Annotated in this window: 11 protein-coding genes; 1 reads left to right on the forward strand and 10 read right to left on the reverse strand. The window is 71.6% G+C overall.

What is annotated here, in order from left to right:
• Positions 1-86: 86 nt before the first annotated feature.
• The 10 genes from gap to uvrA all read right to left on the reverse strand — a co-directional run bounded on the left by gap (position 87) and on the right by uvrA (position 13,693).
• On the reverse strand, positions 87-1,091 hold the full coding sequence (gap, locus tag AAG589_RS04450) for a type I glyceraldehyde-3-phosphate dehydrogenase (protein ID WP_430566023.1): 1,005 nt from the start codon (positions 1,089-1,091) through the stop codon (positions 87-89).
• A gap of 249 nt (positions 1,092-1,340) precedes the next feature.
• A complete protein-coding gene (gene whiA, locus AAG589_RS04455) occupies positions 1,341-2,321 on the reverse strand; it encodes a DNA-binding protein WhiA (protein ID WP_430566024.1) in 981 nt (326 codons plus the stop codon).
• Positions 2,322-2,417: 96 nt separating this feature from the next.
• A complete protein-coding gene (locus AAG589_RS04460) occupies positions 2,418-3,386 on the reverse strand; it encodes a gluconeogenesis factor YvcK family protein (RefSeq protein ID WP_430566025.1) in 969 nt (322 codons plus the stop codon).
• Positions 3,383-4,318, reverse strand: a complete 936-nt coding sequence (gene rapZ, locus AAG589_RS04465) for an RNase adapter RapZ (RefSeq protein ID WP_430566026.1) — start codon at positions 4,316-4,318, stop codon at positions 3,383-3,385. Before rapZ ends, AAG589_RS04460 begins: the two co-directional genes overlap by 4 nt.
• On the reverse strand, positions 4,315-6,492 hold the full coding sequence (gene uvrC, locus AAG589_RS04470; protein ID WP_430566027.1) for an excinuclease ABC subunit UvrC: 2,178 nt from the start codon (positions 6,490-6,492) through the stop codon (positions 4,315-4,317). Before uvrC ends, rapZ begins: the two co-directional genes overlap by 4 nt.
• Before the next feature lie 38 nt (positions 6,493-6,530).
• Positions 6,531-7,412 carry a carbohydrate ABC transporter permease gene (locus AAG589_RS04475; protein WP_430566229.1) on the reverse strand — a complete coding sequence of 294 codons (882 nt, stop codon included), beginning with the start codon at positions 7,410-7,412 and terminating at the stop codon, positions 6,531-6,533.
• Between the two features lie 17 nt (positions 7,413-7,429).
• Positions 7,430-8,449 carry a carbohydrate ABC transporter permease gene (locus AAG589_RS04480; protein WP_430566028.1) on the reverse strand — a complete coding sequence of 340 codons (1,020 nt, stop codon included), beginning with the start codon at positions 8,447-8,449 and terminating at the stop codon, positions 7,430-7,432.
• Positions 8,446-9,891, reverse strand: a complete 1,446-nt coding sequence (ngcE, locus tag AAG589_RS04485) for an N-acetylglucosamine/diacetylchitobiose ABC transporter substrate-binding protein (RefSeq protein WP_446719670.1) — start codon at positions 9,889-9,891, stop codon at positions 8,446-8,448. Before ngcE ends, AAG589_RS04480 begins: the two co-directional genes overlap by 4 nt.
• Before the next feature lie 262 nt (positions 9,892-10,153).
• Positions 10,154-10,657: an OsmC family protein gene (locus AAG589_RS04490; protein WP_430566029.1), complete on the reverse strand. Its 504-nt coding sequence runs from the start codon at positions 10,655-10,657 to the stop codon at positions 10,154-10,156.
• An 18-nt stretch (positions 10,658-10,675) separates the two neighbouring features.
• On the reverse strand, positions 10,676-13,693 hold the full coding sequence (uvrA, locus tag AAG589_RS04495; protein WP_430566030.1) for an excinuclease ABC subunit UvrA: 3,018 nt from the start codon (positions 13,691-13,693) through the stop codon (positions 10,676-10,678).
• A 142-nt stretch (positions 13,694-13,835) separates the two neighbouring features.
• Here uvrA and AAG589_RS04500 point away from each other — a divergent pair, with 142 nt between their 5' ends.
• Positions 13,836-14,132: a YciI family protein gene (locus AAG589_RS04500; protein ID WP_430566031.1), complete on the forward strand. Its 297-nt coding sequence runs from the start codon at positions 13,836-13,838 to the stop codon at positions 14,130-14,132.
• Positions 14,133-14,148: the final 16 nt, after the last annotated feature.

The following is a 14,148-nucleotide window of genomic DNA, read 5'->3' on the forward strand; positions in this document are numbered from 1 at the left end:
ATGACGACGTCCGCGTGCGCAGCCGAAGTTCGGCGCGCACGCGGACGTCGTGACTCACGCTCGAGCGGTGTCGGGCGCCGGAGTCGTCAGAGCTTCTCGCCGACGTGGACGGTCAGCGCGACGAGGGAGTTGGAGTAGCCCCACTCGTTGTCGTACCACGAGACGACCTTGACCTGGTTGCCGATCACCTTGGTCAGCTTCGAGTCGAAGATGCTCGTGTGCGGGTTGGTGACGATGTCCGACGACACGATCTCGTCGTCCACGTACTCCAGCGTGCCCTTGAGCGGGCCCTCGGCGGCGGCCTTGACCGCGGCGTTGACCTCCTCGACCGTGACCTCCTTCGGGGCCTCGAAGGTGAGGTCCGTGGCCGAGCCGGTGATGACCGGCACGCGCAGGGCGTAGCCGTCCAGCTTGCCCTTCAGCTCCGGCAGCACCAGGGCGACGGCCTTGGCGGCGCCGGTCGTGGTCGGCACGATGTTCTGCGCGGCGGCGCGGGCGCGGCGGAGGTCCTTGTGCGGGCCGTCCTGCAGGTTCTGGTCACCCGTGTACGCGTGGATCGTCGTCATGAGGCCGCGCTCGATGCCGATCGAGTCGTTGAGGGCCTTGGCGAGCGGCGCGAGGCAGTTCGTCGTGCAGGACGCGTTCGAGATGATGTGGTGCGCGGCCGGGTCGTACTGGTCGTTGTTCACGCCCATGACGAACGTCGCGTCCTCGTTCTTCGCCGGGGCGGAGATGATGACCTTCTTGGCGCCGGCGTCGATGTGCGCCTTGGCCTTCGTCGCGTCGGTGAAGAAGCCGGTGGACTCGATGACGATGTCCGCGCCCAGCTCGCCCCAGGGGAGGTTCGCGGGGTCGCGCTCGGCGAGCGCCCGGATCTTCTGGCCGTCGACGATGATGTTCTCGTCGTCGAACTCCACGGACTTGGGGAAGCGGCCCAGCACCGTGTCGTACTTGAGCAGGTGGGCCAGAGTCTTGTTGTCGGTCAGGTCGTTGACGCCGACGACCTCGATGTCCGCACCCGACTCCACGAGAGCGCGGTAGAAGTTCCGTCCGATCCGACCGAAGCCGTTGATCCCGACGCGGATGGTCACGATTGCCCTCCTCAGGGCGCGCCGGTGAGATCCCGACGCACACGGTTGATGCCGACTTCCGCGCGCCACGCAGGGCGCGCTGATGATTCACGTCGCGACCCCGGGACCACCCGACGTCTTCCACCGGGCGGTCAGCCTTGGGTCACGTCGTCGTCACCTGACGGAATGAGCCTATACCCGAAACGACCGTGCCGCTGACCTGGGGCGGCCCCGTGAGACGTGTGGTCCGACCATATGGACGGAGGGAGGTCAGAGGTCGAGGAGCTCCGGGCTCAGGCCCGACTCGGTGTCGGGGAGGCCGACCTCGAGGGCCCGCTTGTCGGCCGTCGACAGCAGCCGCCGGATCCGGCCGGCGACGGCGTCCTTCGACAGCGGCGGGTCGGCCAGCTGCCCGAGCTCCTCCAGCGACGCCTGCTTGTGCGCCAGCCGCAGCTCCCCCGCCTGGCGCAGGTGCTCCGGCACGTCCTCCCCGAGGATCTCGAAGGCGCGCTGCACGCGGGCGCCGGCCGCCACGGCGGCCCGCGCCGACCGCCGCAGGTTCGCGTCGTCGAAGTTCGCGAGCCGGTTGGCCGTGCCGCGTACCTCGCGCCGGGCGCGCCGCTCCTCCCACACCTCGCGGGTGCGCACCGCGCCCATCCGCCGCAGGATCTCGCCGATGGCCTCCCCGTCACGGACCACGACGCGGTCGACGCCACGCACCTCCCGCGACTTCGCCTGCACGCCCAGGCGCCGCGCGGCACCGACCAGCGCGAGCGCCGCCTCGGGCCCGGGGCACGTGACCTCCAGCGCCATCGAGCGCCCCGGCTCCGTGAGCGACCCGTGCGCGAGGAACGCCCCGCGCCACACCGCCTCCGCCTCCGCGACGCCCGCCGACACGACCTCCGGGGCGAGGCCGCGCACCGGCCTCCCGCGCGAGTCCAGCAGGCCGGTCTGGCGGGCGAGCGACTCGCCGTCGCGCACCACGCGCACCACGTACCGGTTGTTCTTGCGCAGGCCCCCGGCCTGCACCACGATCAGGTCGCTGGTGTGCCCGTAGAGCTCCGTGATCGCCTGCCGCAGCCGCGCCGCGGCCGCCTCGTCGTCCAGCTCCGCCTCGATCACCACGCGGCCCGAGATGATGTGCAGCCCGCCGGAGAACCGCAGCGTCGCCGAGACCTCCGCCTTGCGGCACGACGTCCGGGTCACCTTGATCCGCGCGAGCTCGTCCTTCACGTCTGCCGTCAGCGCCATGGCGTCATCCTGCCACGCGGGGCAAGCACCCTCGCGCCCCGCCGGAGGCGTCCCCGCCTGCCGGCAGAGCGCCGGCAGAGTGCCGGCAGGGTCCCCTCACACGTCGCCGTAGACGCCCTCGAACACGTCGCGGTAGGCGGCCGCCAGGCGCAGCGGGTCGTGCCGGGCCGTCCCGTCGCCGCGCCGGACCTGCCGCATCAGCAGGCGCGCGCCCACCGCCTCGGCCGCGGCGGCGAGCTCGTCCACGTCCTCGACGGCGGACGGGTCGGCCAGGACCGCGTCCACGCGCAGCCCGGGCGCGTGCCGGGACAGCGCCTCGAGATGATCGGTGGCCGTGAGGCCCTGCGTCTCGCCGCGCTCCGCCGCCAGGTTGAGCGTCACGCACACCCGCGCATCGGTCTCGTGCAGCGCCCTGGCCAGCTCCGGGACCAGCAGGTGCACCAGCACCGACGAGTACCAGGAGCCCGGCCCGAGCACGACCCAGTCGGCGGCGCGGACGGCCTCCACGGCCTCGGGGCACGCCGGCGGGTCCGCGGGCACCAGCCGCAGCTGCTCGATGCGACCGCCGGTGACCGCGACCCGGCTCTGCCCGACGACCGTGTCGAGCGCCGCGGCGCCGTCACGGCGCACGTCCGCCTCGACCACCAGCGGCACCGACGCCATGGGGAGCACCCGCCCGCGCGCGCCCAGCAGCCGGCCGACCCAGTCGAGCCCCGTCACCGTGTCGCCGAGCAGCTCCCACAGCGCGACGATCAGGAGGTTGCCCATCGCGTGCTTGTCCAGGCTGCCGCCGGAGACGAACCGGTGCTGCAGGAGGTCGCTCCACGTGCGCCCCCACTCCGAGTCGTCGCACAGCGCCGCGAGCGCCATGCGCAGGTCGCCGGGGGGCAGGACGTCGAGCTCGTCGCGCAGGCGCCCGGACGACCCGCCGTCGTCCGCCACCGTCACGACGGCGGTGAGCCGGTCGGACATCAGCCGCAGCGCCGACAGGCTCGCGAACAGCCCGTGCCCGCCGCCGAGCGCCGTCACCGCCGGCGCCCCCGGGCTCGCGACCGGCGTCGTCACTCCTTCCCCAGGTCGCGCGCCGTGAGGGAGACCCGCTGGCCCGCGTCGCGCAGCCGCTGGGCGATCTCCCCCGCGATGGCGACCGAGCGGTGCTTGCCCCCGGTGCACCCGACGGCGATCGTCACGTACCGCTTCTCCTCGGCCAGGTAGCCCGCGAGGACGGGCTCGAGCGCCGCGACGTACCGGTCCACGAACTCCAGCGCGCCGGGCCGGGCCAGGACGTACTCCCGCACCGGGGCGTCGCGTCCGGTGAGGTGGCGCAGCTCGGTGATCCAGTACGGGTTCGCGAGGAAGCGCACGTCCACCACGTGGTCGGCGTCGAGCGGGATGCCGTACTTGAAGCCGAAGGCGAGCACGTTCACGCGCAGGGCGTCGGGGGCGCCGTCCGCGACGGCCGCCCGCACCTCGCGCGCCAGGTCGTGCACCGACAGCTCCGACGTGTCGATGACGACGTCCGCCCGCTCCGCGATCGACGCCAGCGCGCGGCGCTCCTCGCCGATGCCGTCGAGGATCCTGCCCTCGCCCTGCAGCGGGTGCGGGCGCCGGACGCTCTCGTAGCGCCGCACCAGCGTCTCGTCGCGCGCGTCGAGGAACAGGATCCGGTAGTTCACGCCGGCGTCGCGCAGATGCTGCAGCACCCGGGTGAGCTCGGCGAAGTACTCCCGCCCGCGCACGTCGACGACGACCGCGAGCCGCTCCACCGACGAGCCCGCGCGCGTCATGAGGTCGACCAGCGGCACGATCATCATCGGCGGCAGGTTGTCGACCACGAACCAGTCGAGGTCCTCCAGCACGCCAGCGGCCCGCGACCGGCCCGCTCCCGACATGCCGGTGATGATGAGCACCTCCGGCTCCGACTGCTCCGGCGCGGGCGTCGTCGCCTCGATCTCGGGGATGCCCTGCGGGACGGTGATGGGGTCCGGCTCGCTCATGCGCCCAGCATGCCAGGGCCGACGGCGTCCCGGTCGGTCGCCGCGCTGCCCGCGTCGGACGTCCCGGACCCGGGCGCGCCGTCAGGGCCCGCGCCCGCCGTGCCGTCCGCGACCTCGCCGTCCGGGGCCGCACCGGCAGCGCCGGCAGTACCGCCCAGCGCCGCCACGACCGCCTCGGCGGTGCGGCGGCCCATGCCGCGCACCTGAGCGATCTCGTCCACGCTCGCCGCGCGCAGCCGCTTGACCGACCCGAAGGTGCTCAGCAGCGCCTTGCGGCGCGTCGGCCCGAGGCCCGGCACGTCGTCCAGGGCGGACGCCGTCATGCCCTTGCTCCGGCGCCGCCGGTGCTGCGTGATGGCGAACCGGTGCGCCTCGTCGCGCACCCGCTGCAGCAGGTACAGGCCCTCCGAGGAGCGCTGCAGGATCACCGGGTAGTCCTCGCCCGGCAGCCACACCTCCTCCAGCCGCTTCGCCAGCCCGCACAGCGCGACGTCGGTGACGCCGAGCTCGTCGAGGGCCCGCTGCGCCGCCGCCACCTGGGGCGGGCCGCCGTCGACCACCACGAGGTTCGGCGGGTACGCGAACCGCTTGCGCTCCCCCGGCTCCTCGGCCGGCACCTCGCCGGACCGTGGCCGGGCGGTGCCCGCGCCCGCGCGGTCGTCGTCGCTGTCGTCCAGCTCGACGTCCCCGGCCGCCAGCCGGTCCGCGAGGTACCGCCGGAAACGGCGGGTGATCACCTCGTGCATGGCCGCGGTGTCGTCGCGCGCCCCGTCGCCCTCGGGCCCGCGCACCGAGAAGGTGCGGTACTCGCTCTTGCGCGGCAGCCCGTCCTCGAACACGACCATCGACGCGGACTGGTAGGTCCCCTGCGTGTGCGAGATGTCGTAGCACTCGATCCGCAGCGGCGCCGACTCCAGCCCCAGGGCCTCCTGGATCTCGCGCAGCGCCTGGCTGCGTGTCGTGAGGTCGCCCGCCCGGCGGGTGCGGTGCAGGTTGAGGGCGTGCTCGGCGTTCGCCTTCACGGTGGCGGCGAGCTCTCGCTTGTCGCCGCGCTGCGGCACGCGCAGCTCGACCCGGGCGCCGCGCAGGCCGGTCAGCCAGGCGGACATCTGCTCCGGGTCCGGCGGCAGCACGGGGACCAGCACCTCGCGCGGCACGGCGCCCCGCGCCTCCCGCCGCGCCGCCGTGCGGCCCTCGGCGTCGAGCCCGGCGTCCTCTGCCGCGGTCCGGGCGTCCTCGACCGCGCCGTACACCTGCTGCAGCAGGTGCTCCACGAGCTCGGCGTCGGTGACGTCCTCGACCTTCTCCACGACCCAGCCGCGCTGGCCGCGGATGCGGCCGCCGCGCACGTGGAAGACCTGGACGGCGGCCTCGAGCTCGTCGCCCGCCAGGGCGAAGACGTCGGCGTCGGTGGCATCCGGGAGCACCACGGCGTTCTTCTCGGTGGCCCGGCGCAGCGCCTGGATGTCGTCGCGCAGGCGCGCGGCCTGCTCGTACTCCATGGACGCGGCCGCCTCGTTCATCCGCGCCGTCAGCCGCCGCTCGAAGCGCTGCGTGTCGCCCGCCATGAAGTCGCAGAAGTCCTGCGCCAGCTGCTTGTGCTCGTCGACGCCGATGCGCCCGACGCAGGGCGCGGAGCACTTGTCGATGTACCCCAGCAGGCACGGGCGGCCGGTCTGGTGCGCCCGGCGGTACACGCCCGCGGAGCAGGTACGGATCGGGAAGACGCGCAGCAGGAGGTCGAGGGTCTCGCGGATCGCCCAGGCGTGACCGTACGGCCCGAAGTACCGGGTGCCGGGCCGCTTGGCGCCGCGCATCACCTGGGCGCGCGGCACCTCCTCCGCCATCGTCACCGCGAGGTACGGGTACGACTTGTCGTCGCGGTACTTCACGTTGAACCGCGGGTCGTACTCCTTGATCCACGAGTACTCGAGCGCCAGCGCCTCGACCTCGGTGCCGACCACCGTCCACTCCACGGACGCCGCCGTGGTGACCATGCTCTGCGTGCGGTGGTGCAGGTGGGCGACGTCCTGGAAGTAGTTCGACAGCCGCGCCCGCAGGTTCTTCGCCTTGCCCACGTAGATCACGCGGCCGTGCGCGTCGCGGAACCGGTAGACGCCGGGCGACGTGGGGATCTCCCCCGGCTTCGGACGGTAGGTCGCTGGGTCGGCCATGCCGTCAGCCTAGGTCAGGCCACCGACGCCGCCGGCGCCTACTTCATGGTGCCCGCCGTGACCGACCCCTGGAGCTGGCGCTGGAAGATCACGTAGGCGATCAGCACGGGCACGATCGTCACGACGACGGCCGCGAACATCGCCCCGAAGTCCACCGCGTACCCGGCCGACGACACGAACGCGGCCAGCCGCTGGGACAGCACGTAGTTCTGCTGATCCGGGTTCAGCGCGATCGGCAGGATGAACTGGTTCCACAGGCCCAGGAAGTTGAAGATCGCCACCGACGCCAGGCCGGGCCGCGCCATCGGCATCATCACCTGGAAGAACGTCCGCCAGTTGCCGGCGCCGTCGATCGCCGCCGCCTCGGCGATGTCGTCCGGCAGCCCCTGGAAGAACGCGTACAGGAAGAACACCGTGAACGGGAGCGCGAACGCCACGTAGACGACGATCAGGCCCGGGAGGGTGCCCAGGAGCCCGGCGTTCTGGAGCACGAAGAACAACGGCACGATCGCCAGGAAGACCGGGAACGTCAGCCCGGCCAGCATGAGGTAGTAGATCGCCCGCCGCCCGGGGAACTCGAAGCGCGCGAGCACGTAGGCGCACATCGCCCCCAGGAGCATGACGAGCACCAGCGCGCTGCCCACCACGATGATCGTGTTCAGGAAGGCCTGGCCGATCTGGGCGTCGACCCACGCGTTCACGTAGTTCGTGAACGACCAGTGCTCCGGCAGGGAGAAGGGTGAGGCGAAGATCTCGGAGCTCGTCTTGAAGGACCCGATGAGCACCCAGATCATCGGACCGATGACGAGGATGCACCAGATCACGAGGACGGTGTGGGAGACTCCCGCGGCGAGACGGTCGCCACGGCCGGCCGCGCGGGCGGTCCGGTCGCGCGACGCGGCGCGGGACGCGCGAGGCATCGCCTGGGCGTGGGCGGTCATCCCCGTCCCCTCTCGCTGCGGCCGCCGGCCAGGCGGTTCACGGTGAACACCAGGGCGGCGAACACCAGGGTGACGATCGCCATCGCCACGCCCATGGCGCTGGCGTAGCCGAACTTGCCCTCCGTGAACGCCGTGCGGAACAGCTGCTGCGACATCACGAGCGTCGAGTTGTCCGGGCCGCCCTGGGGGTTGAGCGCCTGGACGTACACGAACAGGTCGAGCGCGATGATCCCGAGGTAGATGTAGGCGGTCTGCACGTTGTCCCGGATGAGCGGGAGGGTGATGGACCACGACGTCCGCCAGCGGCCGGCGCCGTCGATCCGCGAGGCCTCGTAGATCTCCGACGGGACGCCCTTGATCGCCGCGATGAACAGCAGCATGTAGAACCCGACGAAGCCCCACACGACGACGAACATGGTGACCGGCATCGCGGTGCCCACGTTCCCGAGCCAGGCGAACGACTGGAAGCGGTCGAGGCCCAGACCGGTGAGGATGCCGTTGACGAGGCCGTTGCTCGGGTCGAGGATCAGGCGCCACATGATGCCGACCGCGATCGCCGGGATCACGTACGGGAACAGGGAGACCACCCGGTAGAAGCCGGCGCCGCGCACGCCGCGCACCTGCCCCTTGCCCGACCCGCCGACCGTGATGAGGATCGCGAAGGTCAGGGCGATAGCGATCGTGATCAGCGGGATGAACAGGCCGAACATCACGCTGTTGCCGACAGCGTTGAGGAACCGCGGGTCCTGCACCAGCGCCGTGAAGTTGGCCAGCCCGACGACGTCGAACTCCGCGGAGAAGCCCGACCAGTTGGTGAGCGCGTAGAACACCGCCTGCACGAACGGCCAGATCACGAAGACCAGGAACAGCGCGAGCGGCAGGCCGAGGAAGACGACGAAGAAGCTCACGGTGTCGAACGACCACCCGCCCAGCCTCCTGCGGGGCCCGCGCCCGGGCCCCGCAGGAGCTCCCTCGCCGGTGGGCAGGACCTGCCCCGCGCCGGGGATCGCGGTCATGACACCTCGATCTTGTCGATCGTGTCGTCGTTCGCGATGCGGTCGGTGATCGCCTGCAGCTCCTTGGTCAGGTCGGCCACCGACTTCTTCCCGTCGAGGAAGGAGTTCCAGATCGGCAACTGCTCCGGGTTCATGCCGTACGTGTTGACGAAGTTGAACGTGAAGATGTCCGTCCCGGCCGCGCTGAGCATCTCGGTCTGGGACACCAGCGCCGTCGACCCGAACCCGTCCGCGGGCACGATGTCCTTGACGATCGTCGGGGCGAGCTTCGTCTTGGAGAAATTCGTCGCCGACTCCTTCGAGAGCATGACCCGCAGGAGCTCCTTGCCGCCGGCGACGCTCTTCGCCTGCGACGGCACGATGAACGGCTCGCCCGCGGTCGAGTGGAGCGCCGTGGCCGGCATCGCGGGGCTCGCCGTCACCGAGAAGCTCGGCACGCCCTTCATCTGGAAGTCGGGCGCCGTCTGGTCCTTCATCTCGTTCTCGATCCACGACCCGGACGGGTAGAGCAGCGCCTCCTCCTTGTTGCTCCACTGCGCCTGCGCGGCGGTGAACTGGGTGCCCGACCCGCCGGGCTTGAAGTACCCGAGGTCGATGATCTCCTTCATGATCGCGAAGGTGGCCTGGAGCGACTCGTTGGACCAGCAGTCCGGCTCGAGGTTCTCGAGCGCCAGCCGGACCTCGTCGCCGCCCTGCTTGATGGCCGACTCGATAGCAAGGGTCTGGTAGTAGGTCGCGGCCTCGGTGCCCCACAGGAACAGGTACTTCCCGGCCTTCTTCGCCTCCGCGCCGAGGGCCTTGGCCTCCTCCCACGTCGCCGGGGGCGTCCAGCCGTTCTTCTCGAACAGGCTGCCCGAGTACCAGACGCCGTAGACGGTGAGCACGTAGTTGAGGGCCGCGAACTTGTCGCCGTAGGTCCCCGGGGCGAGCACCCCCTCGTAGAGGGTGTCCCGGATGATCGTGCCCTCGACGTTGGGCGCGTCGATGATGTCGGTGAGGTCCTCGAGCTGCTCGAGGATCGTGTTGAACCCCATCGACTGCGCGCCGGAGTTGTCCACGAGGTCCGGCGGGTTGCCTCCGACGAACCGCGGCTGCAGCTCCGTGGCGATCTGCGTCGAGGGCGAGACCTTGACGGACGAGCCGGCGTGCAGCCCGGCGAGGACCTTGCCGGCGAACTCGACGTAGTCGACGCCGTAGCCGCCGTCGAAGATCACCGCGTCGACGGTCGTGTTCTCGGCCATGCCGAACGGGTTCTTCGCGTCGACGGTGCCGCCCGGCGACGCGCTGGCGGTCTCCTCGCCCCCGCCCCCGCCCGTGGCGCACGCCGCGAGCGGGAGGCCGAACGGCACGGCGGCGGCCGTGTACATCACGGCGCGGAGGACCGATCGGCGGGAGGGCTCGGAGGGGATCTTGCTCTGGTCAGTGGTGAAGTTGCTGGTCATCGTCGTTGATGCCCTTCGTGTCAGGGTGCGTCGGTGGACGCCCCGTCAACCCTGCTGCTCTGCCCGCTCGGGGCCGTGCGCCGACCTCCTCGTCTCGCGCCGCGGTGAGCCGTTGCGGCGGGTTCCGCATCGCTCACGGAAATATCTCCCATCCACCAAGGGGATGGAGTGGAAAATATTCACACGGGGTCGCCACGTCAACAGTCGACACGACAGTGTGACCGGACTGGAACAGTTCACCCGCTCGCGTGCGGGTGGCCCCTTACGAGGCGGACGCCGCGAGCCGCACCGGCGCGGGCTCCACGAGGATCGAGAAGTTGACCGACCGGGCGATGAAGCACAGGGCGTGGGCACGGTGGTGGAGCTCCGCCACGGCCGCGTCCGTCGCCTGCGGGCCGGCGTCGACCGTCACCCTCGGCCGGAGGGTGACGTCGGTGAACTGCCCCTCGCCGCGGGACTCCACGCGCATCGTGCCGGTCGTGTCGTCCACGTACTCGCGGACCACGAGCCCGCTCTCGGCGGCCAGGTGGAGGAACCACAGCATGTGGCACTGCGCGATGCTCGCGACGAACAGCTCCTCCGGGTTGTGCCGGGCCGGGTCGCCCCGGAACGCCGGGTCTGCGCTGCCGGCCAGCGGCGCCTTGCCCGCCACGAGCACCGTGTGGTCCCGGGAGTACGCCGTGTACGACGTGGTCCCCTGCCCGCCGCCGGTCTCAGCGGCGTCCGGCCAGGCGACGGTGACGGCGTAGTTGTGGTGCGCTCCCATGGCCCACACGCTAGGACGTCAGGCGGCGCTGCGCTTTCCGGAGCGCTTGGGCTTGGCGTCGCCCTTCCCCTTCGCCGCCGTGCCGCCGCCCTTCGTCGAGCCCTTCGCAGAGCTTCGTGCACGCGGCGCCGACGAGGTCGACGTCGCGGCCGCGGAGCGGGCCCGGCCTGCCGGGGCGGCCGTCGGCACGGGCGGGTGCTCTCGGAGGATCGGCGCGAGGAAGCGACCGGTGTGGCTCGCCTCGACCTGCGCCACCTCCTCGGGGGTGCCCTCCGCCACGACCGTGCCGCCGCCGGAACCGCCCTCGGGCCCCATGTCGACGATCCAGTCCGCGCTCTTGATGACGTCGAGGTTGTGCTCGATCACCAGCACGGTGTTGCCCTTCTCGACGAGCGACTGCAGCACCCCGAGCAGCTTACGGATGTCCTCGAAGTGCAGGCCCGTGGTCGGCTCGTCCAGGACGTAGATGGTGCGGCCCGTCGAGCGCTTCTGCAGCTCGCTCGCGAGCTTCACCCGCTGCGCCTCGCCGCCGGAGAGGGTCGGCGCCGGCTGCCCCAGGCGCACGTAGCCGAGCCCGACCTCGACCAGCGTGGTGAGGTAGCGGGAGATCGCCGGGAACGCGGCGAAGAACTCCGCGGCCTCCTCGATCGGCATGTCCAGGACGTCCGCGACGGTCTTGCCCTTGAAGTGCACCTCGAGGGTCTCGCGGTTGTACCGCGCGCCGTGGCACACCTCGCACGGCACGTAGACGTCGGGAAGGAAGTTCATCTCGATCTTCAGCGTGCCGTCGCCCGCGCACGCCTCGCAGCGCCCGCCCTTGACGTTGAAGGAGAACCGACCCGGGCCGTAGCCGCGGACCTTCGCCTCCTCCGTCTCCGCGAAGATCTTGCGGATCCGGTCCCAGACGCCCGTGTAGGTGGCGGGGTTCGAGCGCGGCGTGCGCCCGATCGGCCCCTGGTCGACGTGCACCACCTTGTCGAGCAGGTCCATGCCGGTGACCCGGGTGTGCCGGCCCGCCACCTGACGCGCGCCGTTGAGCTCGTTCGCGAGCACGGTGTGCAGGATCGAGTTGACGAGCGTCGACTTGCCCGAGCCGGAGACCCCGGTGACCGCCGTGAGCACGCCCAGCGGGAAGGACACGTCGATGCCGCGCAGGTTGTTCTCGCGCGCGCCCACGACCGTCACCCTGCGCTCCGGGTCGGTCGCGCGACGCTCGGCGGGCAGCGCGACGCTCCGCCGCCCGGAGAGATATGCGCCCGTCATCGATCCCTCGGCCTCGAGCAGCCCGGCGTAGTCGCCGGAGTGCACGACGCGGCCGCCGTGCTCGCCCGCCCCCGGGCCGACGTCGACGATCCAGTCGGCCGCGCGGATCGTGTCCTCGTCGTGCTCGACGACGATCAGCGTGTTGCCGAGGTCGCGCAGTCGCGTGAGGGTCTCGATCAGGCGACGGTTGTCGCGCTGGTGCAGGCCGATCGACGGCTCGTCGAGCACGTACAGCACGCCGACCAGGCCGGAGCCGATCTGCGTCGCCAGCCGGATGCGCTGCGCCTCACCGCCGGACAGGGTGCCGGCCGGGCGCTCCAGCGACAGGTAGTGCAGACCGACGTCGACGAGGAAGCCGAGCCGGGCGTGGATCTCCTTGAGCACCTCGGCCGCGATGGCGCGCTCGCGCTCGCCCAGCTCGAGCCCGTCGAGGAACTGCTTGGCCTGGTCGATCGGCAGCCGGCACACGTCCCAGATCGACTTGCCGCCGACGGTGACCGCGAGGACCTCGGGCTTGAGCCGCGCCCCCGAGCACACCGGGCACGGGACCTCGCGCATGTAGGCCTCGTACTTCTCCTTCGACCAGTCGGACTCGGTCTCCCGGTGCCGGCGCTCGAGGAATGTCACCGCGCCCTCGAAGCCCGTGGAGTACTGCCGCTCGCGGCCCCACCGGTTCTTGTAGCGCACGTGCACCTGGTGGTTGCGCCCGTACAGGATCGCGTCGCGGGCGCGCTGCGGCAGCGCGCGCCACGGCACGTCCATGGAGAAGCTCATCTCGTCGGCCAGGGCCGTGAGCACCCGCTCGAAGTACTCCGACGACGTCTGCGCCCACGGCACCACCGCGCCGTCGCGCAGGGTCTTCTCCTCGTCGGGCACGACGAGGTCCGCGTCGACCTCGAGGCGGAAGCCGATGCCGGTGCACTCCGGGCACGCGCCGTACGGGGCGTTGAAGGAGAACGTGCGCGGCTCGATCTCGTCGAGCGCGAGCGGGTGGTCGTTGGGGCACGCCCGCTTCTCCGAGAACTTGCGCACCCGCTCCAGGTCGTCGATGTCGGCGTCGACGAGCTCGACCATGACGAGCCCGCCGGCGAGGCGCAGCGCGGTCTCCACCGAGTCGGTGAGCCGTCGCTGCACGCCGTCGCGCGAGACGAGCCGGTCGACGACGACCTCGATGTCGTGCTTGAGCTTCTTCTCGAGGGCGGGCGGGCTGGTCAGCTGCACCACCTCGCCGTCCACCCGCGCGCGGGCGAAGCCCTGCGTCTGCAGCTCGGCGAACAGGTCGGCGTACTCCCCCTTGCGGCCGCGCACCACGGGCGCGAGGACCTGGTAGCGGGTGCCCTCCGGCAGCTCGAGCAGCTTGTCCACGATCTGCTGGGGCGTCTGCGAGCGCACCGGCTCCCCGCACACCGGGCAGTGCTGCGTGCCCGCGCGCGCGAACAGCAGCCGCAGGTAGTCGTAGACCTCGGTGATCGTGCCCACGGTGGAGCGCGGGTTGCGGTTGGTGGACTTCTGGTCGATCGACACGGCGGGCGACAGGCCCTCGATGAAGTCGACGTCGGGCTTGTCCATCTGCCCCAGGAACTGGCGCGCATACGCGGACAGCGACTCCACGTAGCGGCGCTGCCCCTCGGCGAAGATCGTGTCGAACGCCAGCGAGGACTTGCCGGAGCCCGACAGACCGGTGAAGACGATGAGCTCGTCACGCGGGAGGTCGAGCTCGACGTTGCGGAGGTTGTGCTCGCGGGCGCCGGAGATGACGAGGCGGTTGCTCACCCGGGCATCCTACGTCGGCGATCCGACATTCGTACAGGCGTTCTATGCCTCTCAGGGTGCCTGACCGGTCACACCCGACGGCCGGCACTCGGGGCATGGACGCCGGCGCCACCGCGTCGCGCGGTGGTGCTTGGATACCGCCATGTCCGTCTACGCCGTCACCTACGTGTACGTCTCCGACCCCGACCGCCTGGCCACGGTCCGTCCCGAGCACCGCGAGTTCCTCCGCGGCCTGCACGCGACCGGCACCCTGCGCGTGTCGGGGCCGCTCCCCGCCACGCCCGACGGCGAGCCCGGCGGCGCGCTGCTGCTCGTGGAGGCCGACGACGCGACCGAGGCGCTCGAGCTGCTGTCGGCCGACCCCATGCGCCGCGAGGGCCTGGTCGCGCATCGCGCGGCACGCGAGTTCGTGCCCGTGATCGGCGGCTTCGCGGCCTGACGGCGACCGGCGCGCG

The sequence above is a fragment of the Isoptericola sp. F-RaC21 genome (assembly GCF_038593535.1).
Lineage (GTDB): Bacteria > Actinomycetota > Actinomycetes > Actinomycetales > Cellulomonadaceae > Isoptericola.

What these genes read in the sequence shown, in the direction of transcription:
- whiA (WP_430566024.1), bottom strand. Translation starts at nt 2,321, where the DNA reads ATGGCGCTGACGGCAGACGTGAAGGACGAGCTCGCGCGGATCAAGGTG.
- rapZ (WP_430566026.1), bottom strand. Translation starts at nt 4,318, where the DNA reads ATGAGCGAGCCGGACCCCATCACCGTCCCGCAGGGCATCCCCGAGATC.
- AAG589_RS04475 (WP_430566229.1), bottom strand. Translation starts at nt 7,412, where the DNA reads ATGCCTCGCGCGTCCCGCGCCGCGTCGCGCGACCGGACCGCCCGCGCG.
- ngcE (WP_446719670.1), bottom strand. Translation starts at nt 9,891, where the DNA reads ATGACCAGCAACTTCACCACTGACCAGAGCAAGATCCCCTCCGAGCCC.
- AAG589_RS04500 (WP_430566031.1), top strand. Translation starts at nt 13,836, where the DNA reads ATGTCCGTCTACGCCGTCACCTACGTGTACGTCTCCGACCCCGACCGC.
- uvrC (WP_430566027.1), bottom strand. Translation starts at nt 6,492, where the DNA reads ATGGCCGACCCAGCGACCTACCGTCCGAAGCCGGGGGAGATCCCCACG.
- AAG589_RS04490 (WP_430566029.1), bottom strand. Translation starts at nt 10,657, where the DNA reads ATGGGAGCGCACCACAACTACGCCGTCACCGTCGCCTGGCCGGACGCC.
- AAG589_RS04480 (WP_430566028.1), bottom strand. Translation starts at nt 8,449, where the DNA reads ATGACCGCGATCCCCGGCGCGGGGCAGGTCCTGCCCACCGGCGAGGGA.